The 20,090-nt window shown below is 31.0% G+C and carries 19 protein-coding genes and 1 riboswitch; of the genes, 12 read left to right on the forward strand and 7 right to left on the reverse strand.

The features are described from left to right. Position 1: 1 nt before the first annotated feature. Both ACYX4H_RS01630 and ACYX4H_RS01635 read right to left on the reverse strand, forming a co-directional pair. Positions 2-487, reverse strand: a complete 486-nt coding sequence (locus ACYX4H_RS01630; protein WP_475295443.1) for a hypothetical protein — start codon at positions 485-487, stop codon at positions 2-4. Then, positions 474-983: an RNA polymerase sigma factor gene (locus tag ACYX4H_RS01635; protein WP_476237475.1), complete on the reverse strand. Its 510-nt coding sequence runs from the start codon at positions 981-983 to the stop codon at positions 474-476. The genes ACYX4H_RS01630 and ACYX4H_RS01635 overlap by 14 nt, the downstream gene beginning before the upstream one ends. A 239-nt stretch (positions 984-1,222) precedes the next feature. On the opposite strand from ACYX4H_RS01635, the gene ACYX4H_RS01640 reads away from it, so the two are divergent. Together ACYX4H_RS01640 and ACYX4H_RS01645 are read left to right on the forward strand one after the other, a co-directional pair. Then, positions 1,223-2,662 carry a S41 family peptidase gene (locus tag ACYX4H_RS01640; RefSeq protein ID WP_476237476.1) on the forward strand — a complete coding sequence of 480 codons (1,440 nt, stop codon included), beginning with the start codon at positions 1,223-1,225 and terminating at the stop codon, positions 2,660-2,662. Between the two features lie 9 nt (positions 2,663-2,671). Continuing rightward, on the forward strand, positions 2,672-3,394 hold the full coding sequence (locus ACYX4H_RS01645) for a Dph6-related ATP pyrophosphatase (RefSeq protein WP_476237477.1): 723 nt from the start codon (positions 2,672-2,674) through the stop codon (positions 3,392-3,394). Between the two features lie 9 nt (positions 3,395-3,403). On the opposite strand, the gene ACYX4H_RS01650 is transcribed toward ACYX4H_RS01645, so the two are convergent. Both ACYX4H_RS01650 and ACYX4H_RS01655 read right to left on the reverse strand, forming a co-directional pair. Further along, on the reverse strand, positions 3,404-3,976 hold the full coding sequence (locus ACYX4H_RS01650; protein ID WP_476237479.1) for a PAS domain-containing protein: 573 nt from the start codon (positions 3,974-3,976) through the stop codon (positions 3,404-3,406). An 82-nt stretch (positions 3,977-4,058) separates the two neighbouring features. After that, entirely contained in the window at positions 4,059-5,930 is a 1,872-nt protein-coding gene (locus ACYX4H_RS01655; RefSeq protein ID WP_476237480.1) for a TonB-dependent receptor plug domain-containing protein, read from the reverse strand. A 69-nt stretch (positions 5,931-5,999) separates the two neighbouring features. Further along, positions 6,000-6,219, reverse strand: a riboswitch (cobalamin riboswitch). A 174-nt stretch (positions 6,220-6,393) separates the two neighbouring features. Between ACYX4H_RS01655 and ACYX4H_RS01660 the strand changes: the two genes are divergently transcribed. From ACYX4H_RS01660 to ACYX4H_RS01695, 8 genes are all read left to right on the forward strand, one after another. Then, positions 6,394-7,569, forward strand: coding sequence for an ABC transporter substrate-binding protein (locus ACYX4H_RS01660; RefSeq protein WP_476237481.1), 1,176 nt, complete (start codon positions 6,394-6,396; stop codon positions 7,567-7,569). After that, positions 7,570-8,601: a FecCD family ABC transporter permease gene (locus ACYX4H_RS01665; protein WP_476237483.1), complete on the forward strand. Its 1,032-nt coding sequence runs from the start codon at positions 7,570-7,572 to the stop codon at positions 8,599-8,601. It abuts the gene before it with no gap. A 23-nt stretch (positions 8,602-8,624) separates the two neighbouring features. Then, positions 8,625-9,422 (forward strand): ABC transporter ATP-binding protein, encoded by a 798-nt coding sequence (locus ACYX4H_RS01670; RefSeq protein ID WP_476237484.1) that lies wholly within the window; start codon positions 8,625-8,627, stop codon positions 9,420-9,422. A gap of 59 nt (positions 9,423-9,481) precedes the next feature. Then, entirely contained in the window at positions 9,482-10,864 is a 1,383-nt protein-coding gene (locus ACYX4H_RS01675; protein WP_476237485.1) for a DNA recombination protein RmuC, read from the forward strand. Between the two features lie 161 nt (positions 10,865-11,025). Continuing rightward, positions 11,026-11,634, forward strand: coding sequence for a transcriptional regulator (locus ACYX4H_RS01680; protein WP_476237486.1), 609 nt, complete (start codon positions 11,026-11,028; stop codon positions 11,632-11,634). After that, positions 11,631-12,335 (forward strand): DUF3307 domain-containing protein, encoded by a 705-nt coding sequence (locus ACYX4H_RS01685; RefSeq protein ID WP_476237488.1) that lies wholly within the window; start codon positions 11,631-11,633, stop codon positions 12,333-12,335. The genes ACYX4H_RS01680 and ACYX4H_RS01685 overlap by 4 nt, the downstream gene beginning before the upstream one ends. A 2-nt stretch (positions 12,336-12,337) precedes the next feature. Further along, on the forward strand, positions 12,338-12,874 hold the full coding sequence (locus ACYX4H_RS01690; protein WP_475295455.1) for an acyl-CoA thioesterase: 537 nt from the start codon (positions 12,338-12,340) through the stop codon (positions 12,872-12,874). A gap of 23 nt (positions 12,875-12,897) precedes the next feature. Next, positions 12,898-13,341 (forward strand): hypothetical protein, encoded by a 444-nt coding sequence (locus ACYX4H_RS01695; RefSeq protein WP_476237489.1) that lies wholly within the window; start codon positions 12,898-12,900, stop codon positions 13,339-13,341. Between the two features lie 86 nt (positions 13,342-13,427). On the opposite strand, the gene carB is transcribed toward ACYX4H_RS01695, so the two are convergent. Both carB and rpmH read right to left on the reverse strand, forming a co-directional pair. Continuing rightward, positions 13,428-16,280 (reverse strand): carbamoyl-phosphate synthase large subunit, encoded by a 2,853-nt coding sequence (gene carB, locus ACYX4H_RS01700; protein ID WP_475295457.1) that lies wholly within the window; start codon positions 16,278-16,280, stop codon positions 13,428-13,430. A 113-nt stretch (positions 16,281-16,393) separates the two neighbouring features. Next, the gene (gene rpmH, locus ACYX4H_RS01705) at positions 16,394-16,555 is read right to left on the reverse strand and encodes a 50S ribosomal protein L34 (RefSeq protein WP_129761309.1); all 162 of its coding nucleotides are present in this window, start codon (positions 16,553-16,555) and stop codon (positions 16,394-16,396) included. 207 nt (positions 16,556-16,762) lie between these two features. Here rpmH and ACYX4H_RS01710 point away from each other — a divergent pair, with 207 nt between their 5' ends. Then, positions 16,763-17,341, forward strand: coding sequence for a tetratricopeptide repeat protein (locus ACYX4H_RS01710; protein WP_475295458.1), 579 nt, complete (start codon positions 16,763-16,765; stop codon positions 17,339-17,341). 172 nt (positions 17,342-17,513) lie between these two features. Further along, positions 17,514-18,641: a PepSY-associated TM helix domain-containing protein gene (locus tag ACYX4H_RS01715; protein ID WP_476237491.1), complete on the forward strand. Its 1,128-nt coding sequence runs from the start codon at positions 17,514-17,516 to the stop codon at positions 18,639-18,641. Here the strand turns inward: ACYX4H_RS01715 and cls are convergent. Beyond that, positions 18,638-20,089, reverse strand: coding sequence for a cardiolipin synthase (gene cls / locus ACYX4H_RS01720; protein ID WP_476237492.1), 1,452 nt, complete (start codon positions 20,087-20,089; stop codon positions 18,638-18,640). The genes ACYX4H_RS01715 and cls overlap by 4 nt on opposite strands. Position 20,090: the final 1 nt, after the last annotated feature.

Raw genomic sequence — 20,090 nt, forward strand, 5'->3', positions numbered from 1 at the left:
TTTACTTTTTAAAAATAATACTGGTTGTGTTCTCTACTTCGTTTAAGTACCCAAGGGTTGCTGCGCCTTTTTCAAACGTATTTAAATAATTTACACTTTGTGTGCCTTTATTAAAGTGGTTTGAAATCATTGCTAATTGCTTTGATACTTCGTTTAGAGCTTGTTCGGGTTCGCAATAAGTACCTAACTCATTACAATCATTTGTATTAAATACATTTGAATTTAAATAAAACCCTAGCATAAGAACCGCCACTGCTGCAACAGAAATCCATTTATAATTAAATGTTTTTTTAGTTTTTAATGGAACGTTTTTAGTAAACTGCTCTTGCTTATTTAACAAAAAATAGTTGAACATGGGTTTGTACATTTCTAAATGTGGTGCTACAGTTTCTTGCGAAAAATAGTGTTTTAACTGCGCTTCTTCATTTAGGGTGGTTTCACCGTTCTCGTACTTTTCTATTAATTTTTCTATATTATTTAATACCATAATTATGTGTATTAGTTAATTTTTCTCTTATTGCTTTTCTGGCTCTAGATAAGGCTACACGTACTGCCGTGTTATTCATATCTAGCATTTTTGCTATTTCATCAAGATCATATTCTTCAATATCTCTTAATTGAATAATCATTCGTTGTTGTTCTGGTAAATCTTCTATAATTTTTTCTACCCAATTTACGCTATCATTAAGTTCAACCTGTTTTTGTAATGATGTGTTTCCGTCTTCATAATTACTATGCACAATTTTTAAATTTTGTGCTTGTTTAGATTTCAACTTATCAAAACAAAAGTTTTTTGTCATGGTCATTGAAAACGCTTCAACATTTTTGTACTCTTGCATTTTGGTTTTGTTATTCCAAAGTTTTAAAAGTACTTCTTGTGTGGCATCTTCGGCCTCTTCTGTAGATATTAGTAAACGTTTTGCTAAACGAAATACTTTATCTTTAAAAGGCATTACAATATTTAAAAACTCACTTTGAGTCATTTTTTGGTGGTTTGGTTTGTTAGCTTTTTGGGCTATTTGTAATTACGACGAGCCATTTACTTTTTTGTTACACAGCTTTTATTTTTTTTCAAAAAAACAATTTTAACATCCCTTTAAACTAATATTTAAGCCCATTAAACACTTATATTTTAGTTGTAATACAAGCTTTTATTTTTAGTTACACAATTTTGTGTGTAATTTTAGGTTTTTAAATACTACTAAATGTAGAAAATTGCACTATGAAAAACATAAAACTATACCTTATATGCTTATTGGCTATAACTTTTGTAAGCTGCTTTGAAGATAACGATGATGACACTGTAAGCGCCAGCCAAATAAACGATTTTGTTTACAAAGGCATGCACAGGTATTATTTATATAAAGACAATGTTTCTGATTTAGATAATGACAGATTTACAGGTAATGCTGAATATGCCAACTACTTAAACAGTTTTGAAACACCCGAAACATTATTTGAAAGCTTAATTTTTGATAGACAAAACGTAGATAGATTTAGTTGGATTGTTGATGATTATTTTGAATTAGAACGACAGTTTCAAGGCATAAGAGGTACAAATGGCATGGAATTCAGGTTATTTTTTCAACCTAATAGCAACTCAAAACTTTATGGTGTTGTGAGGTTGGTTTTACCTAATAGTGATGCCGATAACAAAGGTTTAAAACGTGGTGATATTTTTAATGCTGTTAATGGTGAAGCTCTTTTTTACAATTCTGAAACAGATAATAATTTAAACCTATTTAACCCCGAAACGTACACCTTAAATTTTGCCAATTATAATAATAATGGCACAACAGAAACTACTGATGATACTGTTGAAAGCAGCAACCAAAGCATTACGCTTACCAAGGCTGAATATGTTGAAAACCCTATTTACAACACCAACATTTTTGAAGTAAACGGACAAAACGTTGGATATTTAATGTTTAACGGTTTTACTTCAAATTATGAAAACGAATTAAATAATGTTTTTGGTAATTTTAAAGCTAACAACGTACAACATTTAGTGGTAGATTTACGCTACAACCCTGGCGGAAGCGTTTTAATAGAAACTTATTTAGCCAGTTTAATAACTGGGCAATTTACAAACCAATTGTTCACAAAACTTATTTATAACAGCAATTTTAACGATAGTAATTTTAATTTTACTGATAAAATTGATAACGGCAATGCTTTAAACAGCCTAGGTTTAAATCAAGTTTATGTATTAACAACAAGCACATCTGCATCGGCAAGTGAGGGTTTAATTAATGGTTTAAACCCATATATTGATGTAGTGCAAATAGGCACTAACACTACCGGAAAAACACAAGCTTCAAGAACAGTTTATGATTCTCCTAACAATGATTACAGGCGCGAAGGCGCTAACCCAAATCACACCTATGCAATGCAACCATTAATTGCCGATGGTGTAAATAAAAACGGTATTAAAGTACCACAAACAGGTTTAACGCCAGATATTGAGTTTGAAGAAAACAACTTAAATTACGGTATTATTGGTGATGAAAACGAACCTTTTTTAGCGTTTGCATTAGCCCAAATTGAAGGTTCTACAACTAAAATAAATATACTTAAAAAACAATCTGAAAGTTTTAGTTTTAAACTTGTAAAAGATAGCAATGATTTTTCGTCACGTGAAGGTGGCATGATTGCTGAATAATTTTTTTCCTTGAAAAAACACAAAACCTATTTTAACTGGAGCACTGGAAAAGATTCTGCTTTGGCGCTATATTACATGTTGAAAGATGAAAAATTCATAGTTGATGAATTAATCACAACCGTAAATAGCCATTACAACCGGGTTTCTATGCACGGACTTAGAAATGAGTTACTTGAAGCTCAAACCAATGCTATTGGTATAAAAGCCAACCGTATTGAATTACCCGAAATGCCAGATATGGAAACCTATGAAACCATAATGAATAAAACGGTTTATAGACTAAAAAATGAAGGTTATACACACAGTACTTTTGGTGATATTTTTTTAGAAGATTTACGCAAATACCGTGAAGACCAATTAGCAAAACAAGGCTTTAAAGCTGTTTTCCCAATATGGAAACGTGATACTAAAGAACTACTCAATGAATTTTTACAATTAGGTTTTGAAACCATTGTTGTCTGTGCCAATTCTAAATTTTTTAATGCCGATTTTGTAGGCACAATAATAGATGACAGTTTTATTGATAACTTACCCGAAGATGTTGACCCTTGTGGTGAAAACGGAGAATTCCACACCTTTTGTTTTGACGGACCCATTTTTAAAAAACCGGTAACTTTTTCTATTGGTGAAAAAATATATCGCGAATATAAAAACCCAAAAACAGATGATTCTGTATGTAACAGTAATACCAATACATATGGCGTTTGGTATTGTGATTTAGTACCAAAGTAATTTTTACACTTAACAACTAATTTGTTTTTCAAGCGCCATAAAGTGTGTTTTGTTATTATAGCCAAACAACGGAAAAATGTTTACTTCACAATTATAAATTTCACCACTTTTTTTATAATTAACAACAAGCTCATGAAATGGTTTATTTTCCTTTAGTAACTTCTTAATATTTTCTTTTGCCTTTAAACTTGTTTTTGGTCCTTGTAAAAACCTTGGTGTTTTGTTTAGTGCTTCAACTTTAGCATAACCTGTCATTTTTGTAAAACCTTTATTTACCCAAATAATATTTTGGTAAACATCTGTAACTATAATAGCCTCAAAATTGGTATTACTAAAAATAGCATCAATATTGTTTTTCCAATGTAGTTTTTGGGCTAATGTTTTAACGCTATTAATATCGCGTTGGCGTTCGGCTTTTTCAAATAAATTTAATCTATTCTCATTAATTACATCCCAACTTTGCAATGGCATTCTGCTTTTAATGTTATACTCTAACTTACCAGAAACAGCTTTATATTCATCATTATTTAAAGCAGATAAATACACATCTAGCGCCATCATTTTGTTCAAATTGTACTTCATAATACCATGTGTTTTTCAAAACAAAAAACACCACACACTAGCAGATAATGTGTGATGCTTTTATACAAAACCTTACCTCTCACTATAAGGTTATATTTAAACCAAGGTTTACGTTTCGGCCTCTTGTTGTGTAATCTAGAATTTCAAAATAATCTTCATTTAAAATATTAGTTACGTTTAAAAAAAGCTTCACTTTATTTTTTATTAATTTTTGGCTGAAATACACATCTATTAAAGAAAATGCATCTAAATCAACATTAGAAAATGTTGCAAAATCTGTATCTAATCGCGTACCTACATACTGATAGTTAATTGAGGCAAACGTTTTTTCATTAAAGCTATACCCTAAAACTGCATTTGCTTTGTGTTTTGGCACTCTTAAACGTTGGCCGTCTTTCAATTCAGTAAACGTATAATTTGCATTAAAGCTTAAGTTTTCAATAAGCTTAACATTTGCTTCTACCTCTAACCCATGCACAGTAGCATTAGCACTTGCGTTTTCATAAGCACTTGTGTAAATAATGGTGTTTTCTTCTTTTCTGTTAAAATATAAAGCGCTAAGTAGCAATCCTTTTTTGGTGTTATACTCTAAACCACCTTCAATAGTTGCGTTTTCTTCGGGCTCTAAATCTGGATTTGCTCCAAAAAAGCCAAATAATTGCGATAGATTTGGTGCTATAAATGATGTTGCATAAGACCCAAAAAACTTAGCATAACCGTTATTCACATTTATTTTGTAAGATGGATTTATACTATAAACAAAGTGAGAACCATACTCACTGTGGTTGTTTAATCTACCTCCAAGGTTTAAGTTAAATCCGTAATCTGATACATAAACCACATTTAAATATGGATCTGAAGTGGTGTAATCTTCTTCATCAGTAAAAACGGTTTGAAATTTACCGTAATTAAAGCCTACAATGGTATAAAATTTATCACTAAAATTATACTTATTAAAAGCATCAACCACGTAACTTTCTGCTTCAAAAGCAGCACTAAATTCAGAAATAGTTTCTCGGTCAATTTTTGTGTAAGCTGCATTTACGTTAAAACTACCGTTTTGGTAAGTAAATTTAGGCGCTACTCCTACCCTAGTTTGTTCAGATTTATAGGCATCATTAGTATCTGCAAAGGTGTATGTTGGCGCCGGAAAACCATCAATATCGGTTTTAAAATTATCATGTGTAGCATATGCTTTAATTTCAAAACTATCAGAAAATTGATACCCCAAATTCACATTCATATTATATCTTGAAAAGGCATCTTTTTCAGCATTTTCAGACTTTGCAGCCGATAAACCATCGGCATAACTATTACCAAAACCTGCAACATAACTAAATTTATTTGCAGTACCGTTAATGCTTACATTATTTGAAAAGTTAGCAGCATTATAATTTTGGTTGTCTTGGTTTTGGTTAGTACCAACCACCGTTAAAAAACTACCCGAAATAGTGTTTTTTGATGCTTTTTTAGTAGTAATATTTATTACGGCCGTAGCAGCTGCATTACCGTATAGTGTACTAGCTGCACCTTTAATAATTTCAATAGATTCAATGGTGTTTAAATCTAAAAATCTTAAATCAAAATCATTAGCAACGCCAGATGGGTCATTAACTTGTACACCGTCAATTAACACTAAAACTTGGCGGTTATTGCCACCACGCACAAAAGTGCTTATGTTTTGTCCGGCAACACTGCGGCTACCATTTACCTCAATACCACTTTTGGTATTTATAAGCTGTGCAATGGTTTTTCCTTGATTTTTTTCAATCTCTGCTCTAGAAATTTTAATAACAGTTTTACCTGAGTTTTCACGTTTTAACGCAAATCTAGAATCTGTAACTACCACTTCATCTAATTGTTCAACATTAGTTGAATTTTCATTTTGTTGTGCAAAGCCAACCCATGATATGCCTAAGCATAACAATGCAAAAACATGTGTTTTTTTGTTCATTTTAATAACTAATTAATCGAGAATCGCATGGATTATCATACGCAAACTTTTATCCCGAAAGTTTAACTTATTTTTTTTGTGAAATTGGCAGGTCTCCTGACTTGTTTTACATTATTTATACCTTCCCAGAAAAAACCAGTGGTATTGCAGTAAATAATGTCCTTAATTTGAGGTACTAGAATTATCTAGCGTAAACTTTACAGTTGCGGGAACAGTTCTGGAATTTCACCAGATTCCCTTTTAATCTACCCAGCAGAAACTGAGCAAAACCAAATTTCGGCTCAAAAATACTTTTAAAAATTGTTTTAACTCTAATAAAACTCACTTTTTCTTATTCATTTTATAAATAAGAAAAATAAAACCAATAAGAAAATGAGCAATAATTACTCCAGCTACTATATATATTGTTAAATTTGAACCGTCTCTCATGGTTATATTTTTTTCAAAATTAGAAATCATCTACATGAAAAAACGTGATAAAAATCACATAAAAGCAATAAAATACAGCTTAATACTAGTTTTTATTTGTACTTGTTTAAGCTGTAAAAACAAGCCTAAAACCCAACTTAAAAAAACACCAACAGGTACAAAAATTGAACTAAAATATGCTACAGGTTTTTCTTGTGAAAATTATGGTTCTTATAAGATTTTACAAATAAACAAACCTTGGCCAAACGCCTCAAAAACATATAAATACGCAATAATTAGTAAAGAAAACGCTGCAAAAACCAGCTTTTTAAAAGATGAATTTGATGCTATAATACTTACACCCATTGAAAAGCTAGTAGCTACATCTACAACACATATACCAGCTTTAGAACTTTTAAATGTTGAAAATACACTTGTTGGTTTTCCGCAAACAGATTTTATTTCTTCTAAAAAAATAAGAAAAAGAATTGATGAAGGTTTTGTTAAAGACATTGGTAAAAACGAAAGTATAAATACCGAAATTCTTTTAAATATCAACCCTAACTTAGTAATTAGTTTTGGTATTGAAGGCGGCAACAAAACCATTGAAACTATTAAAAAAACTGGTATTCCTGTAATTTATAATGGAGATTGGGTTGAAAATTCGCCATTGGCAAAAGCAGAATGGCTTAAGTTTTTTGGCATCCTTTTTAATAAAGAAGTCAAAGCAGATTCTATTTTTAACACCATTGAAACCAATTATAACACAGCAAAAAAAATAGCTGCTAAAGTTGAAAACAAACCAACCATTTTAAGTGGAGCCATGCATGGTGATGTTTGGTATTTACCAAATGGCACAAGTACTGAAGCACAACTTTTAAAAGATGCCAATGTAAACTATTTATGGGCAAACACAAGTGGTGTTGGTAGTTTAAAACTTAATTTTGAAACTGTTTTTAACAAAGCACAACAAGCCGATATTTGGTTAAACCCATCAAACTACTCAAGTTTAGAAAACCTTGAAAACGGTAGTTTACACCATACTAAGTTTAAAGCCTTCCAAAGTAAAAGTATTTACACTACAGCTAATACAACAGGAACTAGTGGTGGTGTTTTATATTATGAATTAGGCTTTGCAAGACCAGATTGGGTTTTAAAAGATATTATTAAAATTTGCCACCCAAAATTATTAACAAACTACACACCTCATTTTTTTAAAAAACTACAATAATTGCCTAATAGTAAAAAACATAGCTTATTATTTATAGCACTTTTTTTAGTGTTGCTTATTTGTTTTTTGGCAAACATAAGTTTTGGTTCTGTAGCCATACCGCTAAAATCTGTTTTTAAAAGTTTAATAGGTAATATGCCTAATAACACTGCTTGGAACCATATTATATTACAATACAGGCTGCCAAAAGCTGTAACAGCCATAATAGTTGGGTCTGGTTTAGGTATTTCTGGCTTGTTAATGCAAACACTTTTTAGAAACCCATTGGCGGGTCCATTTGTTTTAGGCATTAGTTCTGGGGCAAGCTTAGGTGTTGCACTTGTAATATTGGGGGCTTCTATTTTTGGTGGATTTTTCGCTATGGTTTTTGCTTCAAAATGGGGTATAGTTTTAGCCGCTAGTTTAGGCAGTTTTTTAGTGCTTTTAGCAGTTACTTTGGTTTCTACTAGAGTAAGAGATACTATGGCCATACTTGTTATTGGACTTATGTTTTCTAGCATAACTTCTGCAATTGTTGGCGTGCTTTCATATTTTAGTTCTGCCCAACAATTACAGCAATATATTTTTTGGGGCTTTGGTAGTTTAGGTAATTTATCATGGCAAGAAATTTTTATTTTAAGCATAGTTTACCTATTTGGTTTACTAATTAGTATAACAACCATAAAACCTTTAAATAGCTTATTATTAGGTGAAAACTATGCCAAAAGCTTAGGTGTTAACATAAAAAAAAGTAGGTTATTATTAATAATAGCCACCAGTTTACTTGCCGGAACAATTACAGCGTTTGCAGGCCCAATTGCATTTATTGGTTTAGCAATTCCGCATATAACAAGGCAAGTTTTTAATACTACAAACCATAAAATATTGGTGCCAGCTGTATTTTTAATGGGCGCCATAGTTATGTTAATTTGCGATAGTATAGCCCAATTACCAAGCGCCGAATTTACATTACCAATAAACGCTATTACATCATTAGTTGGAGCACCCGTAGTTATTTGGCTTTTGGTTAGAAAACGAAACATACTATTTTAAAACGTTTAAATTCTGAATTTAAAATGCTAACTAAACAAGCACACAACGTCATTTTAAAAACCAAAAACCTATCCATTGGTTATACTTCTAAAAAAGCGAAAACCGTTGTGGCTTCAAATATTAATGTAACCCTAAAAAAAGGTGCACTTATTGGTTTAATTGGCACTAATGGCATTGGTAAATCTACATTGCTACGTACACTAACCAAAGTGCAACCGCCTATTAGCGGACAAATTTTTATAAACAATAAATTACTAAACACATACTCTAGTTTAGATTTAGCAAAAACATTAAGTTTAGTACTAACAGAACCCTTAGCCTCAAAAAACTTTACCGTTTTTGAATTGGTAGCTTTGGGTAGGCAGCCATACACTAATTGGATTGGTAATTTAACCCAAACCGATACTCAAATAGTAAATAATGCGCTTAAAGAAATTAATATTGAACACTTAAAAAACAAAAAGTGTTTTGAACTTAGTGATGGGCAATTACAAAAAGTATTAATTGCCCGCGCACTAGCACAAGATACAGACATTATAATACTAGATGAACCCACCACGCATTTAGATATGTATCATAAAGCACGCACATTAAAACTTTTAAAAGACCTAGCTAAAAACACCAATAAATCCATCCTTTTTTCATCACATGAAATAGATTTAGCCATTCAGCTTTGTGATGAAATGATTGTAATGACAAAAAATGAAGTTGTTATAAACACACCTTGCAACCTTATTTCTAGTGGTATTTTTAACGCTCTTTTCCCTGAAGATTTAATTGCCTTTGATGAAAAAACAGGTAGTTTTAAAGTGAAGAAATAATAATTTACTTAGCAACTTTTCTACATAAAAATTATCTTTGATAAAATCTAAAATTTCAAATGAACGACAGCCTAATTCTCATCATTTCAATACTCGTTTCTGCCTGCATTGGCGGTTACATTGGTTTAACCATTGCTAAACTAAAAAGCAAAACCGAAAAAAGCACGCTAGAAGAACGCAACAATAATTTACAACAACAAATAACAGCGCTTAAAACCTTTCACAATACTGAAAACGAAAAACAAAATGAACGTTTTAACAGTCAGTTAAACGATTTAAAAGAAGCTATTTCAAAAATTGAAACTGAACGCGAAACTGTTAGAAGAGAAAAAGAGTTTTTAAATGCCGAATTAACCAGAAAAAACACTGAGTTTGAAAACCTTCAACTTAAAAATAACGAACAAAAAGAAGAAGTTGAAAAACTACAAGAAAAATTCACTAAAGAGTTTGAAAATTTAGCCAATAAAATTCTTGATGAAAAGTCAAATAAATTTACAGAGCAGAATAAAGAAAACATCAAAAATATTTTAAATCCGTTACAGGAGAAAATAAAAACCTTTGAAGAGAAGGTAGATTTAACACAAAAAGAAAGCATTAGCATGCATTCGGCTTTAAAAGAGCAATTACTAGGTTTAAAAGATTTAAATCAACAAATGACTAAAGAAGCCACAAACCTAACACGTGCCCTAAAAGGCGACAGCAAAATGCAAGGTAATTGGGGCGAATTAGTTTTAGAACGTGTGTTAGAAAAATCGGGGTTAGAAAAAGATCGTGAGTATTTTGTACAGCAAAGTTTCACTAGAGATGACAACTCGCGTGTAATGCCCGATGTGGTTTTACATTTACCAGACGGTAAAAAAATGATTATTGACAGTAAAGTATCTTTAACCGATTATGAACGCTTTGTTAATGCCGATGATGAGCAAAAAGATTTGTTTTTAAAAGCACACGTAAATTCGGTTAAACGTCATGTAGATCAGCTTTCAGAAAAAAACTATCAAGACTTATATGATATTGAATCGCCCGATTTTGTATTAATGTTTATTCCTATTGAACCTGCATTTGCCGTTGTTGTAAACCAAGATAACACCATATACAACAAAGCGTTTGAAAAAAATATTGTTATTGTTACACCGTCTACCCTTTTAGCTACATTACGCACCATTGATAGCATGTGGACCAATGAAAAGCAACAACAAAACGCCTTAGAAATTGCAAGACAAGCCGGTGCACTTTATGATAAGTTTGAAGGTTTAGTAAAAGATTTAACTGGTGTTGGCAAAAAAATAGACGCTGCTAAAACCGATTATTCTGCAGCTATGAATAAATTGGTTGAAGGCAGAGGAAACCTGATAACTAGTGTAGAAAAACTCAAAAAAATGGGAGCTAAAGCAAAAAAATCGCTACCGGAAGCCATTATTAAACGTGCAGATGAAGAGTAAAAGCAGCACAACATTATCACATAAAAACATGATTTTGTTGAATATCACAAAAAAATACAATATATTTAAAATTCCTTAAATATGGAATATATTTAATTATTCCTTAAATACGGAATATTTTCAATTATTCCTTAAATATGGAATTAAAACAGCTGTTGTTTATGACAAGTGTAATTACAGGTGATATTATAAAATCTAGAGGCACAACCCCTGATGTTTGGATGAGTGTTTTAAAAGACGCATTAGTAAAATTAAATTCAAATAACGCACAGTGGGATATTTACCGCGGTGATAGTTTTCAGATTGAAATTCCTAAAATAGAAGACAGTTTTTTAGCTGCTATATATATAAAAGCCTGTATAAAAACCTTAAAAAATCTTGATGTTAGAATTGCCATTGGTATTGGCAAAAAAACATTTAATGGCAAAATGGTAACAGAATCTAACGGCGAAGCTTTTATTTTTTCTGGTGAAACATTAGAACTTTTAAAGAAGGAAAAACAAAACCTTCAAATTAAAACTAGTAACAAAACCTTAAATGCAGAGCTAAATCTATATTTTAAATTGGCTTTAACCACCATGGATAATTGGACTACTAATTCTGCCGAAATAGTAAAACTTTCCATTGAAAACCCTAATGCGCTACAAAAAGAACTCGCCGAAAAAATAGGCACCAAACAAGATGCTATAAGCAAACGCCAAAAAAGAGCTGCTTTAGATAATATTTTAGAATTAAACCAAATGTTTAAACAAAAAATTGCCACACTATGATGCTTTTAATAAAACTAATTTTAGCACACATTATTGCCGATTTTTTTCTGCAACCATCAAAATGGGTAGCCGAAAAAAAACAAAAAAAACTAAAATCTGGCAAGCTTTACATACATGTTTTAATTCATATTATAATAACAGCAATACTATTATGGAATATTAATTTATGGCATATATTACTTTTAATTGGAATATCACATTTTATAATTGATGCGTTAAAACTCATACTTCAAAATGAAAAAAACAAACGCATTTTATTTTTTTTAGATCAATTGTGCCATATAATAGTTATTGTTTTTGCATATATAATAGCTACAAAAAAAGTTATAAATACCGCTATTTTATTTAATGAAACTAATATTTTGTTGGTAACCTGTTTGTTATTTTTAACAATTCCGGCATCAGTAATTATGAAAACTATTTTTTTAAAGTGGAATATTTCAGAACTTTTTAAAAGTGAAGATTCTTTAGAAGATGCTGGTAAATATATTGGTATTTTAGAACGCTTGTTGGTGTTTATTTTTATAATATCAAACCATTGGGAAGCTGTTGGCTTTTTAATTACGGCCAAATCTGTTTTCAGGTTTAAAGATTTAAGAGATTCAAAAGACAGACAATTAACAGAGTACATTTTAATAGGCACACTAATAAGCTTTGGCATAGCCATAATAACAGGAATACTTTTCAATTTAACAGCTTAAACATGTTTAAACACCCAAAAGAATCGCAAGTAACAATTACAGAACTTATGCTACCATCACACTCAAATTTTAGTGGAAAAATTCACGGTGGGCATATTTTAAATTTAATGGATCAAATTGCATTTGCATGCGCATCAAAACATTCAAGACATTATTGTGTTACAGCATCTGTTAACAGAGTAGATTTTTTAAATCCTATTGAAGTAGGCGAACTAGTAACCTTAAAAGCATCTGTAAATTACACCGGAAGAACATCAATGGTTGTGGGTTTAAGGGTTGAAGCAGAAAACATTCAAACAGGCGTAGTAAAACATTGTAACTCATCATATTTTACAATGGTTGCAAAAGATGAAAATGGAAACAACGCCAAAGTACCTGGACTTATTATTGATAGTGTTGAAAGCGTAAGACGTTTTGCACGAAGCATTGCCAGACAAGAACAGGCTAAAAAGAGAAGTTCAAAATTTAAAGCTTCAGAGTTTGAACTTGATGATTATTTAGACATTTTGAAACAACATAACGTAATGATGAATTTATAAATTATAACTTTAAATAGACTAAAATGATTTTTAATACATACAAAAAAATATTTCTACTTACTACATTAGCTTTGTTGTTATTTTCTTGCTCTTCTGACGACTCTGAGAATAAACTTGAAGATGAAATTCTTATTGGCTCGTGGGAGTTTCAAAGACACGGAGAAACATGTTCAAACGGTTTTGACTTAGAAGAAGGCCCTTCTTTCGATTTTATATTTCATGATAATAACACTGTTGAATTTACAGAACCAGGATATCTAACAAGTTCGTATTACGAATTAATTGACAACGAATTGACTCTAGAAACCGTATACACTTTACCATCTGGAAACACACGCGAATTTGTAGGCACTTACACATATTCTGAAGACACAAATAGCTTTACAGGCACCAATACTTTCTCTGCTTTTGACAATGGGGAAACGCTATGGACATGCAATGGTACAACAAGCATTTTTAGAGAATAATATAATAATATACCTATAAATTATCTTATAAAAAAAGCCGCTAAATTTTAATTTTAGCGGCTTTTTATAATTAAATTATTTTATTATTACTTACTTAAATACATTTTTCGTCTTGAGTATAAATCGTAAAACGCATCATCTTTTAAGCTATCAATAAATAATATGCTTTCACCCGTACTTTTCATTTCAGGGCCTAAAGTTTTATCTACATTAGGGAACTTATTAAATGAGAAAACTGGTTGCTTTATAGCATAACCTTCTAATTGAGGATTAAACGTAAAGTCTTTTACTTTCTTTTCTCCTAGCATCAATTTAGTAGCATAGTTTACATAAGGCTCTCCGTATGCTTTTGCTATAAATGGTACTGTTCTAGAAGCTCTAGGGTTTGCTTCAATAATATAAACTTTATCATCTTTAATTGCAAACTGTATGTTTATTAAACCTACTGTATTTAGTGCTAATGCAATTTTTTTAGTATGATCTTTTATTTGTTGCATTACATATTCACCAAGGTTAAATGGTGGCAATGTAGAATTACTATCACCTGAATGCACTCCACAAGGTTCAATATGTTCCATTATACCAATAATATAAACATCTTCTCCATCACAAATGGCATCTGCTTCAGCTTCTATTGCTCCTTCTAAATAATGATCTAATAACAACTTATTATTAGGAATTTTATTTAAAAGACTTACTACGTGCTCTTCTAATTCTTTTTCATTAATTACAATTTTCATTCCCTGACCTCCTAAAACGTAAGATGGTCTAACAAGAATTGGGAAATCTAATTCTTTAGCAACGGCTAAGGCTTCATCGGCAGTTTCTGCCGTATCAAATTGCGGGTAAGGAATATTATTCTCTTTTAATAATGTAGAGAAACTTCCTCTATCTTCGGCTAAATCTAAAGCTTTATAACTTGTACCTATTATTTTAATACCGTAACGATCTAATTTCTCAGCGAGTTTTAAAGCTGTTTGCCCACCTAACTGTACAATTACACCTTCTGGTTTTTCATGCTTAATTATGTCATAAATATGTTCCCAGAAAACAGGTTCAAAATATAACTTATCGGCTGTATCAAAATCGGTTGAAACTGTTTCAGGGTTACAGTTAATCATAATAGTTTCATAACCACATTCTGCAGCAGCTAAAACTCCATGTACACAACAATAATCAAACTCAATACCTTGCCCAATACGGTTTGGCCCTGAGCCTAAAACAATTATTTTCTTTTTATCTGTTACAACACTTTCGTTATGTGAAAAACGCTCGCCATTAGCTGTTTGCATATCACTTTCAAATGTTGAATAGTAATATGGTGTTTTGGCTTCAAACTCTGCCGCACAAGTATCAACAAGTTTGTAAACTCTGTTTATATTTAACGCTTCACGCTTGCTATAAACTTCGCTTTCTAAACACCCAAGCATATGGGCTATTTGCCTATCTCCGTAACCTTTTTGCTTCGCTTCTAATAAAAGTGGTTTTTCAATGGTGTTAATATTGAAGGTTGAAATTTCTTTTTCTAAGAAATACAATTCTTCATATTGTTTTAAGAACCACATGTCAATTCTGGTAATTTCGTGAATTCTACTTAACGGAATACCCATTTTAATGGCATCGTAAATGATGAAAACACGATCCCAGGAGGCATGTGTTAATTTTTCAATTATTTGTTCGTAATTGGTATTTTCTTTACCATCGGCACCTAAACCATTACGTTTAATTTCTAAAGATTGTGTTGCTTTATGAAGCGCTTCTTGGAAAGAGCGCCCAATACCCATAACTTCACCTACGGCTTTCATTTGAAGTCCTAATGTACGGTCTGATCCTTCAAACTTATCAAAATTCCAACGTGGTATTTTCACAATGACATAATCTAAAGTAGGCTCAAATAACGCCGACGTTGATTTTGTAATTTGGTTGCTCAATTCATCTAAACTATACCCTAGCGCTAATTTAGCCGCAATTTTTGCAATTGGATAACCGGTTGCTTTACTTGCTAAGGCTGATGAACGTGATACTCGCGGATTAATTTCAATAGCAATAATATCTTCGTTTTCATCTGGTGAAACCGCAAATTGTACGTTACAACCACCTGCAAAATCGCCAATACTACGCATCATATGTATAGCCATATCGCGCATTTTTTGGTAGGTTCTATCGCTTAAAGTCATGGCTGGTGCTACTGTTATAGAATCACCTGTATGAATACCCATTGGGTCCATGTTTTCAATAGAACAAATAATAACTACGTTACCATTTGAATCTCTTAGCAACTCAAGCTCGTATTCTTTCCAGCCTAATAAGGCTTTATCAATCATTACTTCGTGAATTGGCGAAATTTCTAAGCCATTACGTAGTAATTTATCAAAGTCTTTTTCTTCATAAACTATAGCTGCACCTGCGCCACCTAATGTAAATGATGAGCGTATACATAAAGGAAATCCAAATTCTTGCGCTATTTCTTTTCCTTTTAAAAATGATGTTGCTGTAGCTTGTGGTGCCATTGGAATTCCAATTTTACCCATAAGCTCTCTAAACTGCTCTCTGTCTTCAGTTATATTAATAGCATCAATATTAACACCTATTAATTCTACACCAAAGTCTTCCCAAATACCTTTTTCATCGGCTTCAATGGCAAGGTTTAATGCAGTTTGCCCGCCCATAGTTGGCAAAACGGCATCAATTTGAGGGTGTTCTTTTAGAATCTTAATTATAGATTTGGTGTTAAGCGGCAACAAATACACATGATCTGCCATTGAAGGGTCTGTCATTATTGTTGCTGGGTTTGAATTAATTAAAATGGTTTCAATACCGTCTTCTCTTAAAGACCTTAATGCCTGTGAACCAGAATAATCAAACTCACACGCTTGCCCAATAATAATAGGACCCGAACCAATAATTAGAATAGATTTTAAATTTGGATTTTTTGGCATTTTTATAAAGTATTCTTGTTAAAAAAAGTTAGTTACAAAATTAGTAATTAGAAAACATAAAAAAAGGCGTTACACTTAAGCAACACCTTTAATTTATAAACAATTGTTAATCATTATTTTTTATGTCTAGACTCAGATGAAACAGACAATTTCTTTCTACCCTTAGCTCTTCTACGGGCAAGTACTTTTCTACCATTAGCAGTAGCCATTCTTTCTCTGAAACCGTGTTTGTTTCTTCTCTTTCTTTTTGATGGTTGAAACGTTCTTTTACTCATTGTCTTATATCTTTAAATATCTGAAATGTAATTTTAATATATGGCTTTGACCTTTCCGCAAAACCGAGTGCAAATATACAACAGTTTTTTATTTCACAAACTTATTTTAAAAATATTTTTTATAGAAAATTTTAGTTTCTTTGCATTTTAAAACAAAACCCTAGTAAATATGGGCAAATTTACCCATAATAAATATTTAAAATAAATATGTACAACAAAATTATAAAGCTAATTATAGCAGCAGGAATTATAGCTTACGCCATTTATCAATTTATTGAAGGTTACATAGGTAACGGTATAGCACTTATATTACTATCGGGTATTTTTATTTTTCTGTACTTTAAAAATGAATTTATTTTACTTTCTTTTTTAAGATTGCGTAAGCAAGATTTTGACGGCGCAAAAAAATGGCTTGATAAAATTAAAAATCCAGAAGCCGCTTTAGTAAAAAAACAACAAGGCTACTATAATTATTTACATGGTTTAATGACTATGCAGGATAATATGAACGACTCTGAAAAATATTTTAAAAAAGCAGTGTCTTTAGGCCTATCAATGAAACATGATTTAGCCATGGCTAAATTAAACCTTGCTGGTATTGCTTTTTCTAAACGTAGAAAACAAGAAGCTCAAAAATTATTAAGTGAAGCTCAAACACTTGATAAACACGGTATGTTAACAGATCAAATTAAAATGATGAAACAAAACATGAAACGTGCAGTTGGCCCTAACCAACATTATGGTGCGGGCGGATCTTTAAGATCACAAAAAAGACGTAGCAGATAATACCTCATTACATAACAACATTAAAAGTGAAGCTTTAAGCTTTGCTTTTTTTTTGGTTTAAACTTGAACTTTAATTAGTAAAAATATATTTATTTATAATTAGTCTAAATAAATTTTGTGAATTTATTTTTTAAAATTAGATTTGCCAACAAATAAAAGCACACTAATACATATGAAAAAAAACACCTATACTTTTAGAAAACTAATAAATGATATACACCTTTGGTTGGGTATTGGTAGTGGCATTATTATATTTTTAGTTTGCTTTAGCGGTACTATTTTAGCTTTTGAACACGAAATAAAACATTTGTTTTCTAATGAAATTGAAATTAATGAAGCCGAAAACAAAAAAACTGTAACAGAACTAATTAACATTGTAAAAAATAGTAATAACGGTTTTGTAACAGGCTTGAGTATACCCAACAACACTCATGAAGCATATATATTTTCAGTAAAAAAAAGCATGAAAGAAAGACGCGGTAGCTCTATGATTGTAAACCCCTACTCTGGCGAGCTACAAACGGCTGAAAAAACAAGCGCCGACGCCTTTTTATTTAGCATGTTTAAGCTACACCGCTGGTTGTTATTAGACTCAAAAATAGGAAGACCCATTGTAGGTATTGCTACCATAATATTTTTAATACTATCTATTTCTGGTATTATTTTATGGTTTCCAAGGAAATTAAAATGGAAAAATTTTAAACCCGGATTTAAAATTAAAACCAATGCAAATTGGAAACGCATTAACCACGATTTGCATAACACATTAGGTTTTTACGCTTGCATTTTTATTGTTATAATGGGAATTACTGGTTTATGCTGGTCTTTTGAAGGTTACCGTAACGGTTTAGGCAATTTAATTGGCACTAAAATTTTTAATAGATCTACACCCAAAATAGAGCTAAACAATACAACTAAAAATATTATTTCTGTTGATAAAGCCATAAACATTGCCAATAAAACACTTAACTATAACGGAAAGCTTAGTGTTTCATTTCCAAACAAGAAAAATAATTATTATGCATTTAGAAAAACTAATGCTAATAATTGGTCTCCTGTAACAACCGATAAGGTTTACATAGACCAATCTGGAAATGTTTTAGCTGTTGATATTTTTAAAAACAAACCTTTAAATGTAAAAATAGCATCGCTAATTAAACCAATTCATACAGGTGAAATTTTTGGAACAACTACAAAAATAATATACTTTTTAGCCTGCTTAATTGGAACAAGTTTACCCGTTACAGGCACAATTATTTGGATAAATAAACTTAAGAAAAAGAAGAAAAAAACTAATTAAATTAAGGGCGACCATAGCCTGCAATACGATTCTTTTAATTTCTCAAATTTAGAACGATTTGAATGTGCTTTGTAATCTACCTGGTTGCTATGTTTTAAATCTTCTAAAAAGTGTGATTTTAGTTCTTTACTTTTTTCAATATTATAAATAAGAGAATTTATTTCGAAATTAATATTGAAACTTCTGTAATCCATATTTGATGTGCCTACCATAGCAAAAATATCATCAATAACAATAGTTTTAGCATGCACAAAACCTTTATGATACTTAAAAACTTTTACATTGGCTTTTAACAAAGCTTCTAAAAATGAATTTGAGGCATGCTTAACTACCCAAGAATCTGACTTTTCTGGAATTATTAACCGCACATCAACACCACTTTTAGCCGCTATTTGTATGGCAGCAATCATTTCGTCATTAGGCACAAAATAAGGTGTTGTAATGTACACATATTGTTTAGCTGTAATTATAGCAGTAATTGCTAATTCCATAATATTTGCCCAGTCTGTATCTGGGCCACTACCTGCAATTTGTAATGCTATTTTGGTGTTTAATGCTTTTGTTTCAGGAAAAAAAGGTTTGTAATGTGTTATAATTTCGTTTGAAACAAATTTCCAGGTAGATAAAAAATGTATTTGTAGTGATTTTACAGCATCACCAATAATTCTTAAATGGGTATCGCGCCAAAATTTATTGCCGTTATTTATGTATTCATCACCTACATTAATACCACCAACATAACCTATTTCACCATCAATAATGGCTATTTTTCTATGATTTCTGTAATTCATTTTACCTGTTAACGCAGAAAATAAAACAGGCATAAAAGGAAAATGATTAACACCAGCATTTGTTAACTGTTGCTTCATTTTTTTTGAAATTTTGCTCCCTACATCATCATAACTTAATCTTACAGTGGTTCCTGTTTTTGCTTTTTCACATAATAAATTAAGCAATTCACTACCAATAGCATCATCTTTAACAATGTAATACTCTAGATGCACATGATCTTTTGCTTGCTTAATATCGTTTAATAACTTTTTAAACTTATCATTACCATTTATTAAAATTTCAACATCATTATTTAGGGTTAAAAGTTCATTTTCATTGTTATGCAACAGCTTTACTAATTTTACTTTTTCATCTAAATAATTTTCAATTTTATTAAATTGATTTCGGCTTAATTCTAATTCTTTATTAACTGTTTTTATTACATTTTTATTTACTATTCCTTTTTTGCTGAAGATTTTGTTTTTTCGGTATTCTTGTCCAAATAAATAGTAAACAATAAGTCCTAAAAACGGAAAAAACACTAAAACTACAATGTAGGATAGTGTTTTTGTTGGGTTTAAATTTTTAAGTATAATTGTTATTACTGCCGATGCTGCAATTACATAATTAACAATAATTAGAATACTCCACCAATTGTGTTTTAGGTATTCTAACATA

Source organism: Seonamhaeicola sp. ABD4_340 (assembly GCF_056312135.1).